This is a genomic window from Allonocardiopsis opalescens, from assembly GCF_003002095.1.
GTDB classification, from domain to species: domain Bacteria; phylum Actinomycetota; class Actinomycetes; order Streptosporangiales; family Streptosporangiaceae; genus Allonocardiopsis; species Allonocardiopsis opalescens.
This window is the reverse complement of record NZ_PVZC01000001.1, coordinates 725,070-739,727: the sequence shown is the minus strand read 5'-3', so window position 1 is coordinate 739,727 and position 14,658 is coordinate 725,070. Positions and strand designations below refer to the sequence as shown.

The 14,658-nt window shown below is 67.3% G+C and carries 15 protein-coding genes; 7 read left to right on the top strand and 8 right to left on the bottom strand.

All coding sequences use genetic code 11. From position 1 onward, the window contains the following. Nucleotides 1–74 precede the first annotated feature (74 nt). The gene (gene ku, locus CLV72_RS02885) at nucleotides 75–1,010 is read right to left on the bottom strand and encodes a non-homologous end joining protein Ku (RefSeq protein ID WP_106238663.1); all 936 of its coding nucleotides are present in this window, start codon (nucleotides 1,008–1,010) and stop codon (nucleotides 75–77) included. Nucleotides 1,011–1,209: 199 nt separating this feature from the next. Between ku and CLV72_RS02880 the strand changes: the two genes are divergently transcribed. The 4 genes from CLV72_RS02880 (at nucleotide 1,210) to CLV72_RS02865 (ending at nucleotide 3,460) form a co-directional block, all read left to right on the top strand. Beyond that, nucleotides 1,210–1,440 (top strand): hypothetical protein, encoded by a 231-nt coding sequence (locus CLV72_RS02880; protein ID WP_106238659.1) that lies wholly within the window; start codon nucleotides 1,210–1,212, stop codon nucleotides 1,438–1,440. Between the two features lie 170 nt (nucleotides 1,441–1,610). After that, nucleotides 1,611–2,246: a TetR/AcrR family transcriptional regulator gene (locus CLV72_RS02875; RefSeq protein WP_106238654.1), complete on the top strand. Its 636-nt coding sequence runs from the start codon at nucleotides 1,611–1,613 to the stop codon at nucleotides 2,244–2,246. A gap of 32 nt (nucleotides 2,247–2,278) precedes the next feature. Next, the gene (locus CLV72_RS02870; protein ID WP_106238651.1) at nucleotides 2,279–2,506 is read left to right on the top strand and encodes a DUF3107 domain-containing protein; all 228 of its coding nucleotides are present in this window, start codon (nucleotides 2,279–2,281) and stop codon (nucleotides 2,504–2,506) included. Nucleotides 2,507–2,620: 114 nt separating this feature from the next. Beyond that, entirely contained in the window at nucleotides 2,621–3,460 is an 840-nt protein-coding gene (locus CLV72_RS02865; protein ID WP_106238648.1) for a mechanosensitive ion channel family protein, read from the top strand. 80 nt (nucleotides 3,461–3,540) lie between these two features. On the opposite strand, the gene CLV72_RS02860 is transcribed toward CLV72_RS02865, so the two are convergent. The 3 genes from CLV72_RS02860 to CLV72_RS02850 all read right to left on the bottom strand — a co-directional run bounded on the left by CLV72_RS02860 (nucleotide 3,541) and on the right by CLV72_RS02850 (nucleotide 5,032). Next, nucleotides 3,541–3,768, bottom strand: a complete 228-nt coding sequence (locus CLV72_RS02860; protein ID WP_106238644.1) for a hypothetical protein — start codon at nucleotides 3,766–3,768, stop codon at nucleotides 3,541–3,543. Nucleotides 3,769–3,850: 82 nt separating this feature from the next. Next, complete coding sequence (locus tag CLV72_RS02855) at nucleotides 3,851–4,162, bottom strand: DUF6401 family natural product biosynthesis protein (RefSeq protein ID WP_106238641.1); 312 nt, start codon at nucleotides 4,160–4,162, stop codon at nucleotides 3,851–3,853. Nucleotides 4,163–4,351: 189 nt separating this feature from the next. Continuing rightward, the gene (locus CLV72_RS02850) at nucleotides 4,352–5,032 is read right to left on the bottom strand and encodes a ferritin-like fold-containing protein (protein ID WP_106238635.1); all 681 of its coding nucleotides are present in this window, start codon (nucleotides 5,030–5,032) and stop codon (nucleotides 4,352–4,354) included. Nucleotides 5,033–5,365: 333 nt separating this feature from the next. Here CLV72_RS02850 and CLV72_RS02845 point away from each other — a divergent pair, with 333 nt between their 5' ends. Next, nucleotides 5,366–6,928 carry a DEAD/DEAH box helicase gene (locus CLV72_RS02845; protein WP_106238631.1) on the top strand — a complete coding sequence of 521 codons (1,563 nt, stop codon included), beginning with the start codon at nucleotides 5,366–5,368 and terminating at the stop codon, nucleotides 6,926–6,928. Nucleotides 6,929–7,169: 241 nt separating this feature from the next. Further along, nucleotides 7,170–8,045 (top strand): alpha/beta fold hydrolase, encoded by an 876-nt coding sequence (locus tag CLV72_RS02840; protein ID WP_106238628.1) that lies wholly within the window; start codon nucleotides 7,170–7,172, stop codon nucleotides 8,043–8,045. Nucleotides 8,046–8,076: 31 nt separating this feature from the next. On the opposite strand, the gene CLV72_RS02835 is transcribed toward CLV72_RS02840, so the two are convergent. Together CLV72_RS02835 and CLV72_RS02830 are read right to left on the bottom strand one after the other, a co-directional pair. Next, complete coding sequence (locus CLV72_RS02835) at nucleotides 8,077–8,928, bottom strand: MBL fold metallo-hydrolase (protein ID WP_106238625.1); 852 nt, start codon at nucleotides 8,926–8,928, stop codon at nucleotides 8,077–8,079. Nucleotides 8,929–9,065: 137 nt separating this feature from the next. Then, the gene (locus CLV72_RS02830) at nucleotides 9,066–9,926 is read right to left on the bottom strand and encodes a PHP domain-containing protein (protein WP_106238623.1); all 861 of its coding nucleotides are present in this window, start codon (nucleotides 9,924–9,926) and stop codon (nucleotides 9,066–9,068) included. A gap of 386 nt (nucleotides 9,927–10,312) precedes the next feature. Between CLV72_RS02830 and CLV72_RS02825 the strand changes: the two genes are divergently transcribed. After that, complete coding sequence (locus tag CLV72_RS02825; protein WP_106238620.1) at nucleotides 10,313–11,452, top strand: Mrp/NBP35 family ATP-binding protein; 1,140 nt, start codon at nucleotides 10,313–10,315, stop codon at nucleotides 11,450–11,452. A gap of 60 nt (nucleotides 11,453–11,512) precedes the next feature. Here CLV72_RS02825 and CLV72_RS02820 read toward each other — a convergent pair whose 3' ends face one another. Next, on the bottom strand, nucleotides 11,513–12,760 hold the full coding sequence (locus tag CLV72_RS02820; RefSeq protein WP_170140849.1) for an HNH endonuclease signature motif containing protein: 1,248 nt from the start codon (nucleotides 12,758–12,760) through the stop codon (nucleotides 11,513–11,515). 235 nt (nucleotides 12,761–12,995) lie between these two features. Next, nucleotides 12,996–14,084, bottom strand: a complete 1,089-nt coding sequence (locus CLV72_RS02815) for a S1C family serine protease (RefSeq protein ID WP_106238612.1) — start codon at nucleotides 14,082–14,084, stop codon at nucleotides 12,996–12,998. Between the last annotated feature and the right edge of the window lie 574 nt (nucleotides 14,085–14,658).

Here is a 14,658-nt window from a genome sequence, read left to right as displayed (position 1 = left end):
CACGGCTCCCCGCATGCTAGCCGCGGCACGGTGTGAGCAGCACCGGGCGACCGGTCCCGGCCGGACGGGAACCCCTAGCCCGGTGCGCGCTCCGCCGAAGGGCCGCGCGTGTCGCGCTGCGCCGCCGAGGGGCCGTCCGTGACGCGGCCGGCCGGGCGGGTGCGCGGGCGGCGGCCGGCGGCGCGGCGCTCCGACCGGCGCTGGCCCGCCGCGTCCTCGCCCGCGGCGCTCAGGCTGGTCCGCAGCTCCTCCAGCAGGTCGCCGGACGGCTCCGCCTCGCCCGCGCCGGACGGCGGCGCCTGCGCGGGCTCGGCGGCCCCCTCGCCGCGGGCCGCCGCGGCCGTCCGGTCGGCGATCACGTCCCACAGCGCGGCCGCGTAGTCGTCCTCCAGGTCCAGGTCGGCGAAGTCGGAGGTCATGGCCGCGATCAGCCGCCCCGCCAGCTTCAGTTCGCGCGCGCTGATGGCCACCTCGGCGCGCAGCACGTCGAAGTCGGCCGGGCGCACCTCGTCCGGCCAGACCAGTGTCTGGAGCACGAACACGTCGTCGCGCACCCGCACCGCGGCCAGCGACTCGCGGCGGCGCAGCGTCACCCGCACCAGGGCGACCGCGCCCGAGCGCGCCAGCGCCTCGCGCAGCAGCACGTAGGCCCGCAGCCCTTCGGTCTCGGGCACCAGGTAGTAGCTCTTGGCGGCGAGCACCGGGTCGAGCTGCTCCTCCGGGGTGAAGCGCAGCACCTCGATGCGCCGTCCGCCCCCGGCCGGCAGCGCGGCCAGGTCGTCGTCGTCCAGCACCACCATCTCGCCGCCGGCCGTCTCGTAGCCGTGCGCGACGTCGTCGAAGGGCACCTCCTGCCCGTCGATCTCGCAGACGCGACGCATCCTGATCCGGCCGCCGTCGGCCCGGTGCACGTGCCGCAGGGCCGGATGCCGCTGATCGGTGGCCGCGTACAGCCGGGCCGGAACCGAGATCGTGCCGAAGGCGATGACACCCTTCCAGACGCTGCGCATGCCGACTCCCCACCCGCGCCCCGGTCCTTCCAGGATCGCCGACCGCGGGCCGCCGCGACAGGCAGGGCACCGTATCCCCCGGACCTGCTTTGGCTATCGGTCCGGACAGCGGTTTCACCGCAGGGGCAGCGGGCAGAGATCGCTGAGCGGGCGCCCCGCCCCGCGCGCCCGCGGGCCCAGGAGAGGAACGGGAGGCACCATGGACACCCCGTCGGAGCCCCAGCCCGACCTGGAGGAGCCGAGCACGATCCCCGACGAGCCCGCCGAGCCCGGCGTCGAGGTGGCCGAGGGCGACGCCGCCGAGCAGCGCCGCGAAGTCCGCGACGACTCCGACGACCACCCCCGGCGGACGGACTCCCTGGAAGTCGACGAGGGCGATGCCGTGGAGCAGTCCCGTGCCGTCGGCGAGGACGAGGACGACTACCGCTGAGGCGGCCGCCGGAGCCGTCGATACGCCCCCTGGCCAGGGCATCCGTCCTGCGGTCGGCGCCCCGTGCGGTACGACGGATCGAGCGCGAACCCGCCCCGCCGTACTATTGGACTGATGTTCGACCCACGTCCGCGCGCGCGGACGTGGCCCATCAACGGAAGAGTGTGGGTGTGACTGCTAATCCGGACGCCCGCCCGCGCGGCACCAGGTTGCCCCGGCTCGCCCGCCGAAAGCAGCTGCTCGGGGCGGCGCAGGAGGTCTTCGTCGCGCAGGGCTACCACGCGGCGGCCATGGACGAGATCGCCGAGCGCGCGGGTGTGAGCAAGCCCGTGCTGTACCAGCACTTCCCGGGCAAGCTGGAGCTGTATCTCGCCCTGCTCGACCAGCACTCCGAAGTGCTGATCGAGAAGACCCGCGCGGCCCTGGCCTCGACCGACGACAACCGCCAGCGGGTGACCGCCACCTTCCAGGCGTTCTTCGACTTCGTCGCCGGAGAGGGCGAGGCCTTCCGGCTGGTCTTCGAGTCCGACCTGCGCAACCTCCCCGCCGTGCGCGAGCGGGTGGAGGACACCCTGCGCGCCTCCGCGGAGCTGGTCAGCCAGGTCATCCACGCCGACACCGACATCTCCAGCGACGAGGCGCGGCTGCTCAGCATCGGGCTGGTGGGCATGGCCGAGGTCAGCGCGCGATACTGGCTGGCGTCCACGCGCGCCATCCCCAAGGACGCCGCCGAGCAGCTGATGGCCCGGCTCGCGTGGCGCGGCATCAGCGGTTGGGACCTCACCCGGCCGGGTACGGCTCACTAGCGGGCCACGACGCAGAGTCGGGAGTACAGCGGGTGGAAATCAAGATCGGCATTGTCACGCTGAATCGTGAGATCACCATAGAGACCGACCGCTCCGCCGAGGACGTCGAGCGCGAGCTGGCCGAGGTGCTCGCCCACGAGCACGGTGTTTTCAGCATTACCGATGAAAAGGGCAACCGGTTCGTCATCCCCGCCGACAAGATCGGCTATCTGGAGTTCAGCGCGCTCCAGCCGCAGCCGATCGGCTTCGGCCGCCGCTGACCCCTCAGCAGCGGTTCTGACCGGCCCCTACGCCTCCCCCTGATGGTTTGGTGCCCACGATCCGGGTACCCGCCTGGTCAGAGCATGATCAATCTTCGGGGGAGGGGGCTGGCGATGTCTGGGTCGCTCGCCGCTGTCAATTTCGGACAGGGGATTTCTCAGGCATGGAACGCGGTCGCGTCGTTTGTTCCGGCGCTCGTGGCGTTCCTTGTCATTCTGATAGTGGGCTGGCTGATCGCCAAGCTCATCGGCCGCTGGGTCGGACGGGGGCTCGCACGCGTCGGCTTCGACCGCTTGGCCGAACGCGGCGGCGTGGCCCAGTACCTGGAGCGCAGCCAGTTCACGGCCAGCACGCTGGTCGGCCGGATCATCTACTACGTCGGCCTGCTGTTCGTGCTGACGCTGGCCTTCAACGTGTTCGGGCCCAACCCGATCAGCAACCTGCTCTCCGAGGTCATCGCCTGGCTGCCGCGGGCCGCCGTCGCGCTGGTGATCATCGTGGTGGCCGTGGCGCTGGCCAAGGGTGTGCGCGACATCATCTCCGGGGCGCTGAGCGGACTCGGCTACGGACGCGTCCTGGCCACGATCGCGGCCGTGTTCATCATCGCGCTCGGCGTGATCGCCGCGCTGAACCAGATCGGGGTGGCCACCACCGTCACCACGCCGGTGCTCGTGGCGATCCTGGCCACGGTCGGAGGCATCCTGGTCGTCGGCGTCGGCGGCGGTCTCATCCGGCCGATGCAGCAGCGCTGGGAGCACTGGCTGAACCGCGCCGAAGAGGAGACCGACCGGATGCGCAGCACGGCCTATGCGGCCGGCCGCTCCGATGCCATGAAGGGCGGCCCGTCCGAGCGCCGGACCGCCGGCCGCGGCGCCTCGGAGTCCGACCAGGAGACGATGGCCGAGCACCGGACGTCGGCGCCGGGCGGCGGGATGGACGACCCGCAGCGCTGATCCGGAGACTGCCCTAAGGGCGAGGCGGTGGACCGTTCCAACGGTCCACCGCCTCGGTGCTGTTCAGGGCCTGCGCGCGTCTACAGGGGCTCTTCCGCCCGCGACAGGTGGCCGATCCGGCGGACCAGCATGACCAGCACGAGCACCGAGCCGAGCAGGGCCAGCCAGAACAGGACACTGGCGTAGCCGGCGAAGACCATGATCGTCACCGCGAGCGCGAACTGCAGGGCCAGCAGCACGAAATCCGCCGGCTCCTGGCTGATCAGCACTCCCAGAGGCGGCCGTGCGGCCCCGTGTCGGCCTCTCATCCAAGCTCCCTTCGCCGCGGCGCCTGCGCGCCGCGCAAATACTGCCGAGTAACCATATGCCAACGGACGCGGTGGTCCGTACTCACCGGACGAAGCCGAGCTCGCGGGCCATCCAGCAGATCGACAGCAGGCGCTGCGTCTCCCAGTCGTAGTCGGCGCCGTCGCCGCTCCAGCCCCGTTCGCGCACGCCGTCGAGGAAGCCGTGCAGGTAGTGCGTGAGCGTGACCCGCGTCAGCCGTCCGCCTCCCCGCAGGATCGTGTCGCGCACGGCGGCGGCGTGCTGGTCGACGAGTGCGGTCAGGCCCGGTGAGGCGGCCATCTCCGGGAAGCCGAAGTGGCCGACGTCGCGCACCAGGCGAGAGAGGTGGCTGTCGACGGAGAAGCCACGGCGCATGGACAACCCCCATACGGGATCAAAAGACCAAGGGATCGCCATGAATATATCGGGCGGAGTTATAGTCCCGTGACCGGTTCCAGTGAACGAGTGGGCTCGCCGATGGTAGGAAGCGCCGCTCCGAGGCTCGAACTGCGGCGGTCGCAGCGATATGGCGAGCAAAACGTGAGCTTGCTCACAAGTCGCGGTTCAGGTGGAGAGGCCGAGGGCGTTCATCCGCGCGGTGTGCGACTCCGTCAGCCGCGCGAACATCCGGCCGATCTCGGCCAGGTCGCCGCCCGCACCCTCGACTCGGCCGACCAGCAGTCCGGCAAGCTCGGCCCGCTCGGCCGCGACGCGCTGCGCCTGCCCGAGCGCCTCACCGACCAGGCGGCGCGCCCACAGGGCGAGGCGACCGGCGATCTTGGGGTCGTTCTCGGTGGCCGCCCGCACGCGTGCGACCACGAACTCCGAGTGCCCGGCGTTCGACAGCACCTCGTGCACCAGTTCCCGGGTGCCGGGGTCCACGAGCTCGGCCACCTGCCGGTAGAAGTCAGCCGCGATGCCGTCACCGACGTACGCCTTGACCAGGCTCTCCAGCCAGTCGTTCGGGGCGGTCTGGGCGTGGAAGGCGTCCACCGCGGCGGTGAAGGGCTCCATGGCCGCGCCGGGCTCGGCGCCCAACTCGACCAGCCGGTCGCGGATCCGCGTGTAGTGGCCGAACTCCACCGTCGCGAGCTGCGCCAGTTCGGCCTTGTCCGCGAGTGTCGGAGCGAGCGAGGCGTCCTCGCTCAGCCGGAAGAACGCGACCAGCTCCGCGTAGGCGAGCAGGCCGAGCAGGTCGACGACCGCTCCGGGGGTTTCGGTGCCGTTCGTCGGCTGCTCGCTCATGCAGAGCAGATTAGAGCATCCGCGCGACGGCGGCGCCGGGCCGCCGCGGCGGGCGCCGCGCTCGCGCCGCGGGCCGGATCCGCGCCCGGAAACCCTTGCGCGGCAGGGGCCCTACGAAGATCGCGGAACGCTCCAGGTCGGGAACGGGCAAAACTTGCGTCGAGCGGCTAGACTCACCACCTGGTAGTACTTGATCGCCAAGCCCCCAATGTGCTCGAGCGATCCTCAGATGGACGGACAGGCCCCTCCTCGGGCGCATTCCGTCGCAGCCGCGCGACGACGCGAGCGCACGGATGCCACTCATGGCGACCCCCAGGAGTGCGGCCCCGTCAGATGGAGGCAGTAGTCCTGACCACCTTTCGAGAACTCGGAGTCCAGGCCGACATCGCCGACGCCCTTGAGGCCGAGGGCATAGTCGAGCCGTTCCCGATCCAGACGCTCGCCCTGCCCCTGGCACTGGGCGGAAACGACATCATCGGCCAGGCACGCACCGGCACCGGCAAGACGTACGCCTTCGGACTCGCGCTGGTGCAGCGGGTCGCGGACGCCCAGCAGCGGCTCCCGCGCGCCCTCGTGGTCGTGCCCACCCGCGAACTGGCCATCCAGGTCACCGCGGACCTCACCACAGCGGCCAAGCGCACCTCCGTGCGCGTCCTGACCGTTTACGGAGGCCGTGCCTACGAGCCGCAGATCTCCGCGCTCCGCGCCGGCGTCGACATCGTCGTCGGCACGCCGGGCAGACTGCTCGACCTCGTCGGCCAGAAGCACCTCGACCTCTCCGTGGTCGAGTCGCTCGTCCTCGACGAAGCCGACAAGATGCTCGACCTCGGCTTCCTGCCCGACGTCGAGCGCATCCTCACCCTGACCCCGGCCGACCGCCAGGTGATGCTCTTCTCGGCCACGATGCCGAGCGAGATCGTCACCCTGTCGCGCCGCTACCTGCGCCAGCCCACCCACGTCCGCGCCGACGGCGGCACCGACGAGCCGACCCTGTCGGCCTCCGTCCGCCACCACGTCTTCCGCACGCACCCGCTGGACAAGCCCGAAATGCTCGCCCGGCTGCTGCAGGCCGAGGGCCGCGGGCTCACCATGGTGTTCTGCCAGACCAAGCGCGTCTGCGACCAGGTGGTCCTCGCCCTCACCGGCCGCGGCTTCGCGGCGGCGGCCGTCCACGGCGACCTCGGCCAGAGCCAGCGCGAGCGCGCCCTGCGGGCCTTCCGTAGCGGCAAGATCGACGTCCTGGTCGCCACCGACGTCGCCGCCCGAGGCCTCGACGTCGACGACGTCACCCACGTCGTCAACTACGAGTGCCCCGAGGACGACAAGACCTACGTCCACCGCGTCGGCCGCACCGGCCGGGCCGGCCGCTCCGGCACCGCCGTCACCTTCATCGACTGGCAGGAAACCCAGCGCTGGAAGCTGATCAACAACGCGCTCAAGCTCGCCTTCGCCGAGCCTGAGGAGACCTACTCGACCTCCGAGCACTTCCGGCTCGCCCTCGACATCCCGGCCGACGCCACCGGCGTCCTCGCCGCGGACCGCCGCGACCGCGCCGGCCTCGAGGCCGAGATGATCGAGGACATCGGCGACACCGGCCGCGCCGGGCGACGCGACCGAGACCGCGATCGCGATCGCGACCGCGGCGAGCGCTCATCCAAGAGCCGCTCGACGCGCCAGCGCCGCCGCACCCGCCGGAGCTCGAACAACGCCGAGCCTCGCACCGCAGACGCCGCACAGCCCGCGGCCCCGTCCGACAAGCCCACCGGCCAGGCGCAGGCCGAGGGCTCCGAACCCGCCCAGCGCCGCCGCTCCCGCTCCCGCCGCCGACTCCGCAGCGGAGTGGACGTCGCTCCCGCCGACCAGAGTGCGGGCGACGGCGACACCGCATCGAGCTGACCCGCCCGCCCCGCCAGACCTGACCCACATTCCAGGCAGACGGGGCGGCGACGAACGCCGGCACCGGGCCACCGCCTCGGTGCCGGCACCACACTCGCCAACACCCGGCCGTCAGCTCCGACTCCAGCCCCACAGCACGCCGCACACCACCGTGCCCCCAGTATCACGCCGCGGACCGGCCGGCCCCGCGGTGATCACGCCCCGTCCGCCACCAGGCCGCCTGCAACTAAGGTGAAACCTCGTGAGCACACCGCGTTTCCTGACCCTTCCCCCCGGCGTGCGCCGCGTGGACATCCCGACTGCCCGGGGCACCCTCGCCGCACTCGAAGCCCTCCCCACGTCAGGATCCTGCGAACGCCAGACGGCGGTACTGGTCCCCGGCTTCACCGGCAGCAAAGAAGACTTCATCGCCCTGCTGCAAACCCTCGCCCACGCCCGCCGCCGAGTCATCGCCATCGACATGCGCGGCCAGTACGAATCCCCCGGGCCCGACGACCCCGCCGCCTACGCGCTCGCCGAACTGGGCGTGGACATCCTCGCCCTCATCGACGCCCTCGACTCCGAGGGCGTCCACCTACTCGGCCACTCCATGGGCGGACTCGTCACCCGAGAGGCCGTCATCACGGACGCCGCCGGCATCGCGTCGTACACGATCATGAGCTCCGGGCCAGGCGCCATCGCCGGCGCCCGCGAGTCGGACGCACGGCGCCTGATCACGGCCCTGCAGAGCTACACGGTCGAAGAGATCTGGGAACACAACCTGAGCGCCGGAGTGGCCGCATCCACGCTGCCCCAGGAAGTGAAGGCGTTCCTCTACAAGCGGATGGTAGCGAACACTCCCGCCGGCCTGGCACAGATGGCCCACGAGGTCACCTCCGCCGCCGACCGCGTCGCCGAACTGGCCGCGGTTCCAGTGCCCAAACTCGTCCTCTACGGCGAAAACGACGACGCCTGGCCACCTCAGGTGCAGGCCGAGATGGCCGAACAACTCGGCGCCAGCCGAGTCGTCGTCCCCGGCGCCGCGCACTCCCCCAATGTCGAGGCGCCCGAAACGACCGCAAGCGCTTTGACCGACTTCTGGAACGCCTGCGAGCGCGGCGGAGCACTCGCCGGATGAGGCATCCGCCGCAGCTCGTCCAGGCAGAACACTAGTCCTCGGGCGTCACCCAGTCGTCGAAGTTCGCCGCCTCTGCGGCGATCGTCGTCTCTTCACCATGCGCCGGGAGCACGCGTGTATCGGCCGGCAGCGCCAGCAGTGTCTCCCCGATGGAGGCCAGCTGCCCGGTGAAGTCCCGATACCCGTCGCCGACAGGCCCCGGCCGGCCCTTCACCAGCGTGTCCCCCGTGAACACCACACCGCGTTCGGGGACGTAGAAGGAGACCGCCCCGGGACTCGAGCCGGGCGTCGCCAGAACCTCGATGGTGACGTCACCGACCTCAAGCGTGCCGCCGTCCTCCAACTCCAGGTCCGGAACCTGCTCAGCTCCGTGCTCGCGACGCCAGAGCCGCAACTCCTTCTTGTGCAGCGCGATCGGCGCCTCATCGGCCTCGGCCACGGCGAGCGCCCCGGCGATGTGGTCGCGGACACCGCTCGTGCAGAGCACCAGGACGACTTCCCGACCGCCGACCGCCTTGACGAGCGCGTCACCGTCGAAGGCCGGGTCAACGACGATCACTTCGTCATCGCTGACAGGGAAGATCCACGAATTGCTGACGGCCGCATGTTCGACGTCATCAACGGTCAGCGTGCCCGTGCTTTCGACCAGGCGGATCCCATCATCAGAGGCGGCTTCAGCCTCATCGGATCCGCCATCGCTCACCGCTTCCGCGTCCGCGACGTTATCCGCGTCGATCGCATCTGCAGGCCGCTCAGGCGTGGAGGCGCCATCGACCTCATCCTTCGCCTTGGCGACAGAGTTCGTATCGACGTCGGCCGGAGCACCTTCCGGCGATCCATCGCCACTCGCCGATTCCTGCTTGGCCTTCTTCTTCCAGAACACCGGAGCCTCTCCGTCGGTCTACTCGATCGGACCGTGACTGTGCCGCCAGAACAGCCGCCGGCGGACGTCTCCATCTTGCTGGTCCGCACTCGCCATTGCGACCGTCTCTGCTATACCGCACCAACCTGAACGAATCATCAAACGCCGGTCAGGGGCACCGCACCGGACGCCCCGGCGATCAACGCCTCCAGCGCGTCCGGATCAGTGGTCTCGCACCCTAGCCGGTGCCCCGTCAGACTTCCGTGGTCGTCGCTGGACCCGGTCGCCACGATCGACAAGCTCTCGGCCACCCCACGCCAGAACTCACGTTCAGTCCGATCGTGCATCGGGTGATCCACTTCGATTCCGCCGAGGCCGACGGCGGCCATCCGCTCCACCAACTCGACAGGCTGCGGTCCCTCATCGCCACGCGCGGGATGCGCGATCACTGCGACACCGCCCGCAGCGCGGACCAACTCGACAGCTCGCACCGGCTCGAGCGCGTACCGGTGCACATAGCCGGGCGTTCCTGGAGAGATCCAGAGGTCGAAGACCTCCTGAACGTCGCTTGCGGCTCCGATCTGGACCATTGCGCGAGCGATGTGCGGACGTCCGACCACTCCGTCACCGGCGATACCGCTCACAATCTCCCAGTTGATCGGGATCCCGTGGGACGACAAACGGTCGACCATTTCCCGGGCACGAATATCGCGAGACTCTCGGATACGACGCAATTCTGCTGACAACTCTTCATTACTCGAGTCGAACAGGTAGGCAAGTAGATGCACGCTCCGATCTAGGTACCGACATGAGAGCTCCATACCGGGAATGAGCGTCATGCCAGGCGGCAGAACCGCAGCAGCCGCCGCCAGGCCACCGACCGTGTCATGGTCAGTGAGGGCCAAGGTCTTAACTCCCGCCACGCGGGCAAGTCTGATGACTTCTTCGGGGGGTTCAGTCCCGTCAGAGACGTTGCTGTGTGAATGCAGGTCGATGGACACCTTCCCAGAGTAGCGCATTACCACAGCCCGGATCAGGTCTTCCCTTCGTTGGATATTTTGTTGCCCTACCAGCTCAGCACATACCAAATGTGAGTCACAATACAAAGGAAAAATATTTGATGGAAACACGAGCCCTATGGAGCCAGGAATCGTCAAGCCGCCTTTTCATTCCTGTTGCACTACGACGAGCACCTAGGGAGACGCTCTGCGGCAGGTGCCGATGATGCCGTGCAATCAATATGTCGTACCAGTCCGTTGTCATAGCTACAGCGGCTGAAGCAGCACGCGGCTGGTCGGACACTCGGCCACAGCCGCGGTACTGCTGGGCAAGCAGACGCTGTCGCGGCTTGTTGCCGGTCCGGCCCAGCGACCAAGGGAGTGGCACCAGTGCATACCATGGGAGCATGGCCACCGCACCGACCGTTGAGCAGGTTCAGCAAGCACTGGCAACGGTTCACGACCCGGAGATCCGCCGCCCCATCACCGAGCTCGACATGGTGAAAGATGTCGCAATCGGGCCTGACGGCGACGTCCGGGTGGAGATCTACCTCACCGTCGCCGGCTGTCCGATGCGTGATCGGATCACCTCGGACACGACGTCGGCGGTCAAGCAGGTACCTGGGGTCTCAACAGTCTCCGTCGAACTCGACGTCATGAGCGAACAACAGCGCCGAGACCTACAGACCAAGCTGCGCGGGAACCAGCCGGAACGCGAGATCCCCTTCGCGAAGCCGAACTCGTTGACGAAGGTCTTCGCCGTCGCAAGCGGCAAGGGTGGTGTCGGCAAGTCGTCTGTGACAGTCAACCTGGCCGCGGCGATGGCCGCTCAGGGGCACAAGGTCGGCGTAGTCGACGCGGACATCTACGGGCATTCGGTCCCGCGGATGCTGGGTGTGACCGACCGGCCGACGAAGGTGGCCGACATGATCATGCCGCCTTCCGCGAAGGACGTGAAGGTCATCTCGGTCGGCATGTTCACGGCAGGAAACGCTCCTGTCGTCTGGCGCGGCCCGATGCTGCACCGGGCACTGCAGCAGTTCCTCGCCGATGTGTACTGGGGCGACCTGGACGTCTTGCTCATGGACCTTCCTCCAGGCACCGGTGATGTCGCGATCTCCGTGGCGCAACTGCTTCCGTCAGCCGAAATCCTGGTCGTCACAACACCCCAGCTGGCCGCGGCGGAGGTGGCGGAGCGAGCCGGCTCCATCGCCTCCCAGACGCACCAGCGGATCGTCGGCGTGATCGAGAACATGGCCTACCTCACGTGTCCGCACTGCGATGAGCGTATCGAGGTGTTCGGTAGCGGGGGCGGTCAGGCGGTCGCGGACGGGTTGACCCGGTCTCTAGGGGCGAAGGTTCCGCTGTTGGGCCAGGTGCCTATCGACGTAGATCTGCGCGTCGGGGGGGACTCAGGTGAACCGCTGGTCCTGTCAGAACCTTCGGCATCGTCGAGCGTCGAGCTGAGGCGGATCGCCAAGGAACTGCTGGGTACCGGTCGCGGTCTTGCCGGCCGTCCACTGAACCTGACTCCGGTGGCCCGCTAGACCGGCGGCAAGCGGCCGTGTCCGATGTGATGGCCCTAGTCGTCTGACGGCAAGACCGTTCTAAGCGGCTCGCTCCTGCGCTCGAGCCTCGAAGCTTTTTCGGTAGTAGTCGAGGACGTATCGATTCTCTTTCAGTAGATGATGATGCCAGCACAAGGGTATGGCGTTCGCCATATCGTCGACGCCTCCGCGCCACCATGGTGTCTTCATACTGATGTCACAGGCGGCAACCGGAACACTGCAGCCCTCTTCCCATTGGCAATTGCCGAACTTGGCGGCTACCGCGACGCGAATATTCGGTGGGAACAATTGTGCTGCAGTCCCGATGTCCAGAGGATTGCCACTGGCCGGTTCCGTGAGTATTCGTTGCAGAACGCTGTCACCGTTTGTCATCGCGCGTGCAGCAGAGAGCGGCACGGTCCTGCCCGAGTCGGTGACGGTTGCCCTGCTCTGCGATGACGGAGACAGGCTGTCGATGCCGACATGAACCCGGACCGCGACTGCGTTTCCCTTGCGCGGCAACTTCGAATCTGCGGCATCAATTGCGATCTTACAGACTTCCACGAAGGCGTCGTTGGCACGCTGTGCGAACGTTCGTTTACGATCGTTCGGTGGGAGATGAAGTCGAATGGCTTCTTCAACGAATGTCGCAGAGGCGGCATCAACTTTGATGTTGACGTTGAGTGCGCCTGTTGCTTCACGCATCATCTGCAGTTCACGGCGATCACATTGCCGTTCGAACTCTCGCTCCACACCTGGCGGGTTCACGACGGCACGGATCTGACTCTGCATTCGCTGCAACAGTGGAACGTTGAAGCGGATCGCGGTTTCGGCGAACTCTTTATCCAAACGGTCGTAGAGTTCGACAGGCTTGATGCCGTCCTCTTCAACTTTGAGATCCTTTAACGCAGTATCGGCACAGCCAGCCGCAACCATCATGTGCCCGAGTCCGATGACACCTCCATCGACTGCCGAGCGAGTCCTTTTCAAGCCGTGGAGATGGCGGACAACGTGTGCGCGGCGTGACGCGTCGGCATGACTCATTTTCCCGTTGCGCACCAACCACTGCTTGATTCCGTTTGCATTAGATTTATCGACACCCCCCTGATTGACGAACAATCGCATCGAGCGCAGGGCGCACAACTCCACCTTGTCACGCATCGCAAGTAGATCGACCGTTAGCCCTCCGAGCAACGAGGCGGGAAGAACACCAAGGTCATCGTCAGAGATCGTGACCAACTCTGAAAGCGCATCCTGTATCTGCGCGAACAGTCGAGACGCCGCAGCAGTTGGCGATTCTGCACTCATGTTCATCCTTTCAGCAGACGGCCGCGCTCTAAGCGGAGCGCAGATGGCTGCTATTCGTAACATGAGTTCGGGCGGGGCACCAGCCCGTTATCCACAGGCTGCGGCCAGCAGTGAAAGTTATCCACAAGAGCGCATTGAACGTCCACAGGAGACGCTCGGTCTCGTATAAGGAGTACCAGACGAAGCTCAACGTCCCGAAGAGGTCACATGCCCTGCCTGAGCAGGTCAGCGTCCATCAGTCGGTCGAGTTGCCCAGGGTCAACTGGGTCGTGTTCTCCTCATCGCCGCGGAGGTAGGTGATGTCCACAGTGTCGCCTGGCTGGTTCTGCCGAATCGCCACGATCAGCTCGTCCGGCCCGGTGACCCTGGATCCGTTGAATTCGGTAATGATGTCACCAGGACGCAGGCCCGCATTCTCCGCAGGCCCGTTGGGAATAATGGAGTTCTCCCCTTCCTCGCCGATGATGCGAGCTCCTGTTCCCGGATACCGGATGTCCAGCACCGCACCGATGACGGCGTACGTCGCCTGGCCAGTGGTGATCAGTTGCTGGACGACGTTGTTGACCTGGTTGGAAGGTATGGCGAATCCAAGCCCGATACTGCCGCCTTGCCCCCCAGTTTGCGGGGAAGCCACGGTGTCGATCGCGGTGTTCACGCCGATGACGCGACCATTGACATCGACCAACGGCCCACCAGAGTTTCCGGGGTTGATCGCGGCGTCGGTCTGCAGGGCGCTGAAATAGGATTCTGCCCCTTGTTCGCCGACCGCGACCGGCCTGTCAACGGCACTTATGATTCCAGTGGTCACCGTACCGTTCAGTCCTAGAGGGGAGCCGATGGCGATCACTGTGTCCCCTACAACGACACTGTCCGAATCCCCGAACTCCAGCGGCTGCACACGAGGGCCCTCAGCCACCTCCAGTACCGCGAGGTCGAAACTCGCCGCCCGTCCGACGATTTGAGCCTCTCGGACGTCACCATCACCGAATTCGATTTCGATCCGACCCCGCTCCGCGGCAAGCTCGATGACGTGATTGTTGGTGACGACGTATCCGCCATCGACCACGAAGCCTGAGCCTGTGCTCTGTCCCTGGGCTGCTTGAGCCGTGATCGAGACCACGCTGGGGCGCACGCGCTGAGCGACTCCTGCGACGGTGTCAGGAGGCCGGCTCTGAGTTCCGGAAGGGACGGCTGAGGGATCGTACGGCGAACCGAATACCGAATCCTGCTCGCCTTGGATGTACCAACCCCCCACGACACCGCCGCCGACGGCCGAAACCACGGACACGATGACCATGGTGAGAAACACCAGGAAGAAGGGCACTCCTCGCGGCTTGGACCGTCCTTCGCTGTCCCCGGCCGCACCAGGCGGCAGCTGGCCTGGCGTCGTCTGCGTAGTGAACTGGCCAGTCTGGTGACTCGGACGAGAAGCCGGCCCGACAGCCCAATGCTCATTACGGCCCTGGCCAGCTGGAAGCGATTGTTGGGCTCCGGTGTGGGACGTAGCGCCACGCCCGGGCAGTGCACCGTCACTCTGAGGGGAGCCGGCACTCGAAGAGTACGCAGCCCGTGGGTCACCGTAGAGTGCATTCGGTGGCTGAGACGATTGAGGGGAGCCATACGGCCCTTCGGAACGACGCCATCCGCCGGTGGCGTTCGGAGCCGAGGGAGCCGCGTCAGCGGGAGGTCGTTCATTCCGTTGTGGATCGGGAGTCGGCTTGCCACCGAGACCGTCATGAGGTCCGTTATGACCGGTCATCCCGCCCCTCCGAACGCACCACGTTCACGAACCGATCGTCATGGTCCGTCCTCAGAATCCTACGGGCTCAGTCGCTTGGTCACCTCGGACGAGCTTGCTTTCACACCAGGCCAGGTGCGGCCTGTCCATGATCGACCTC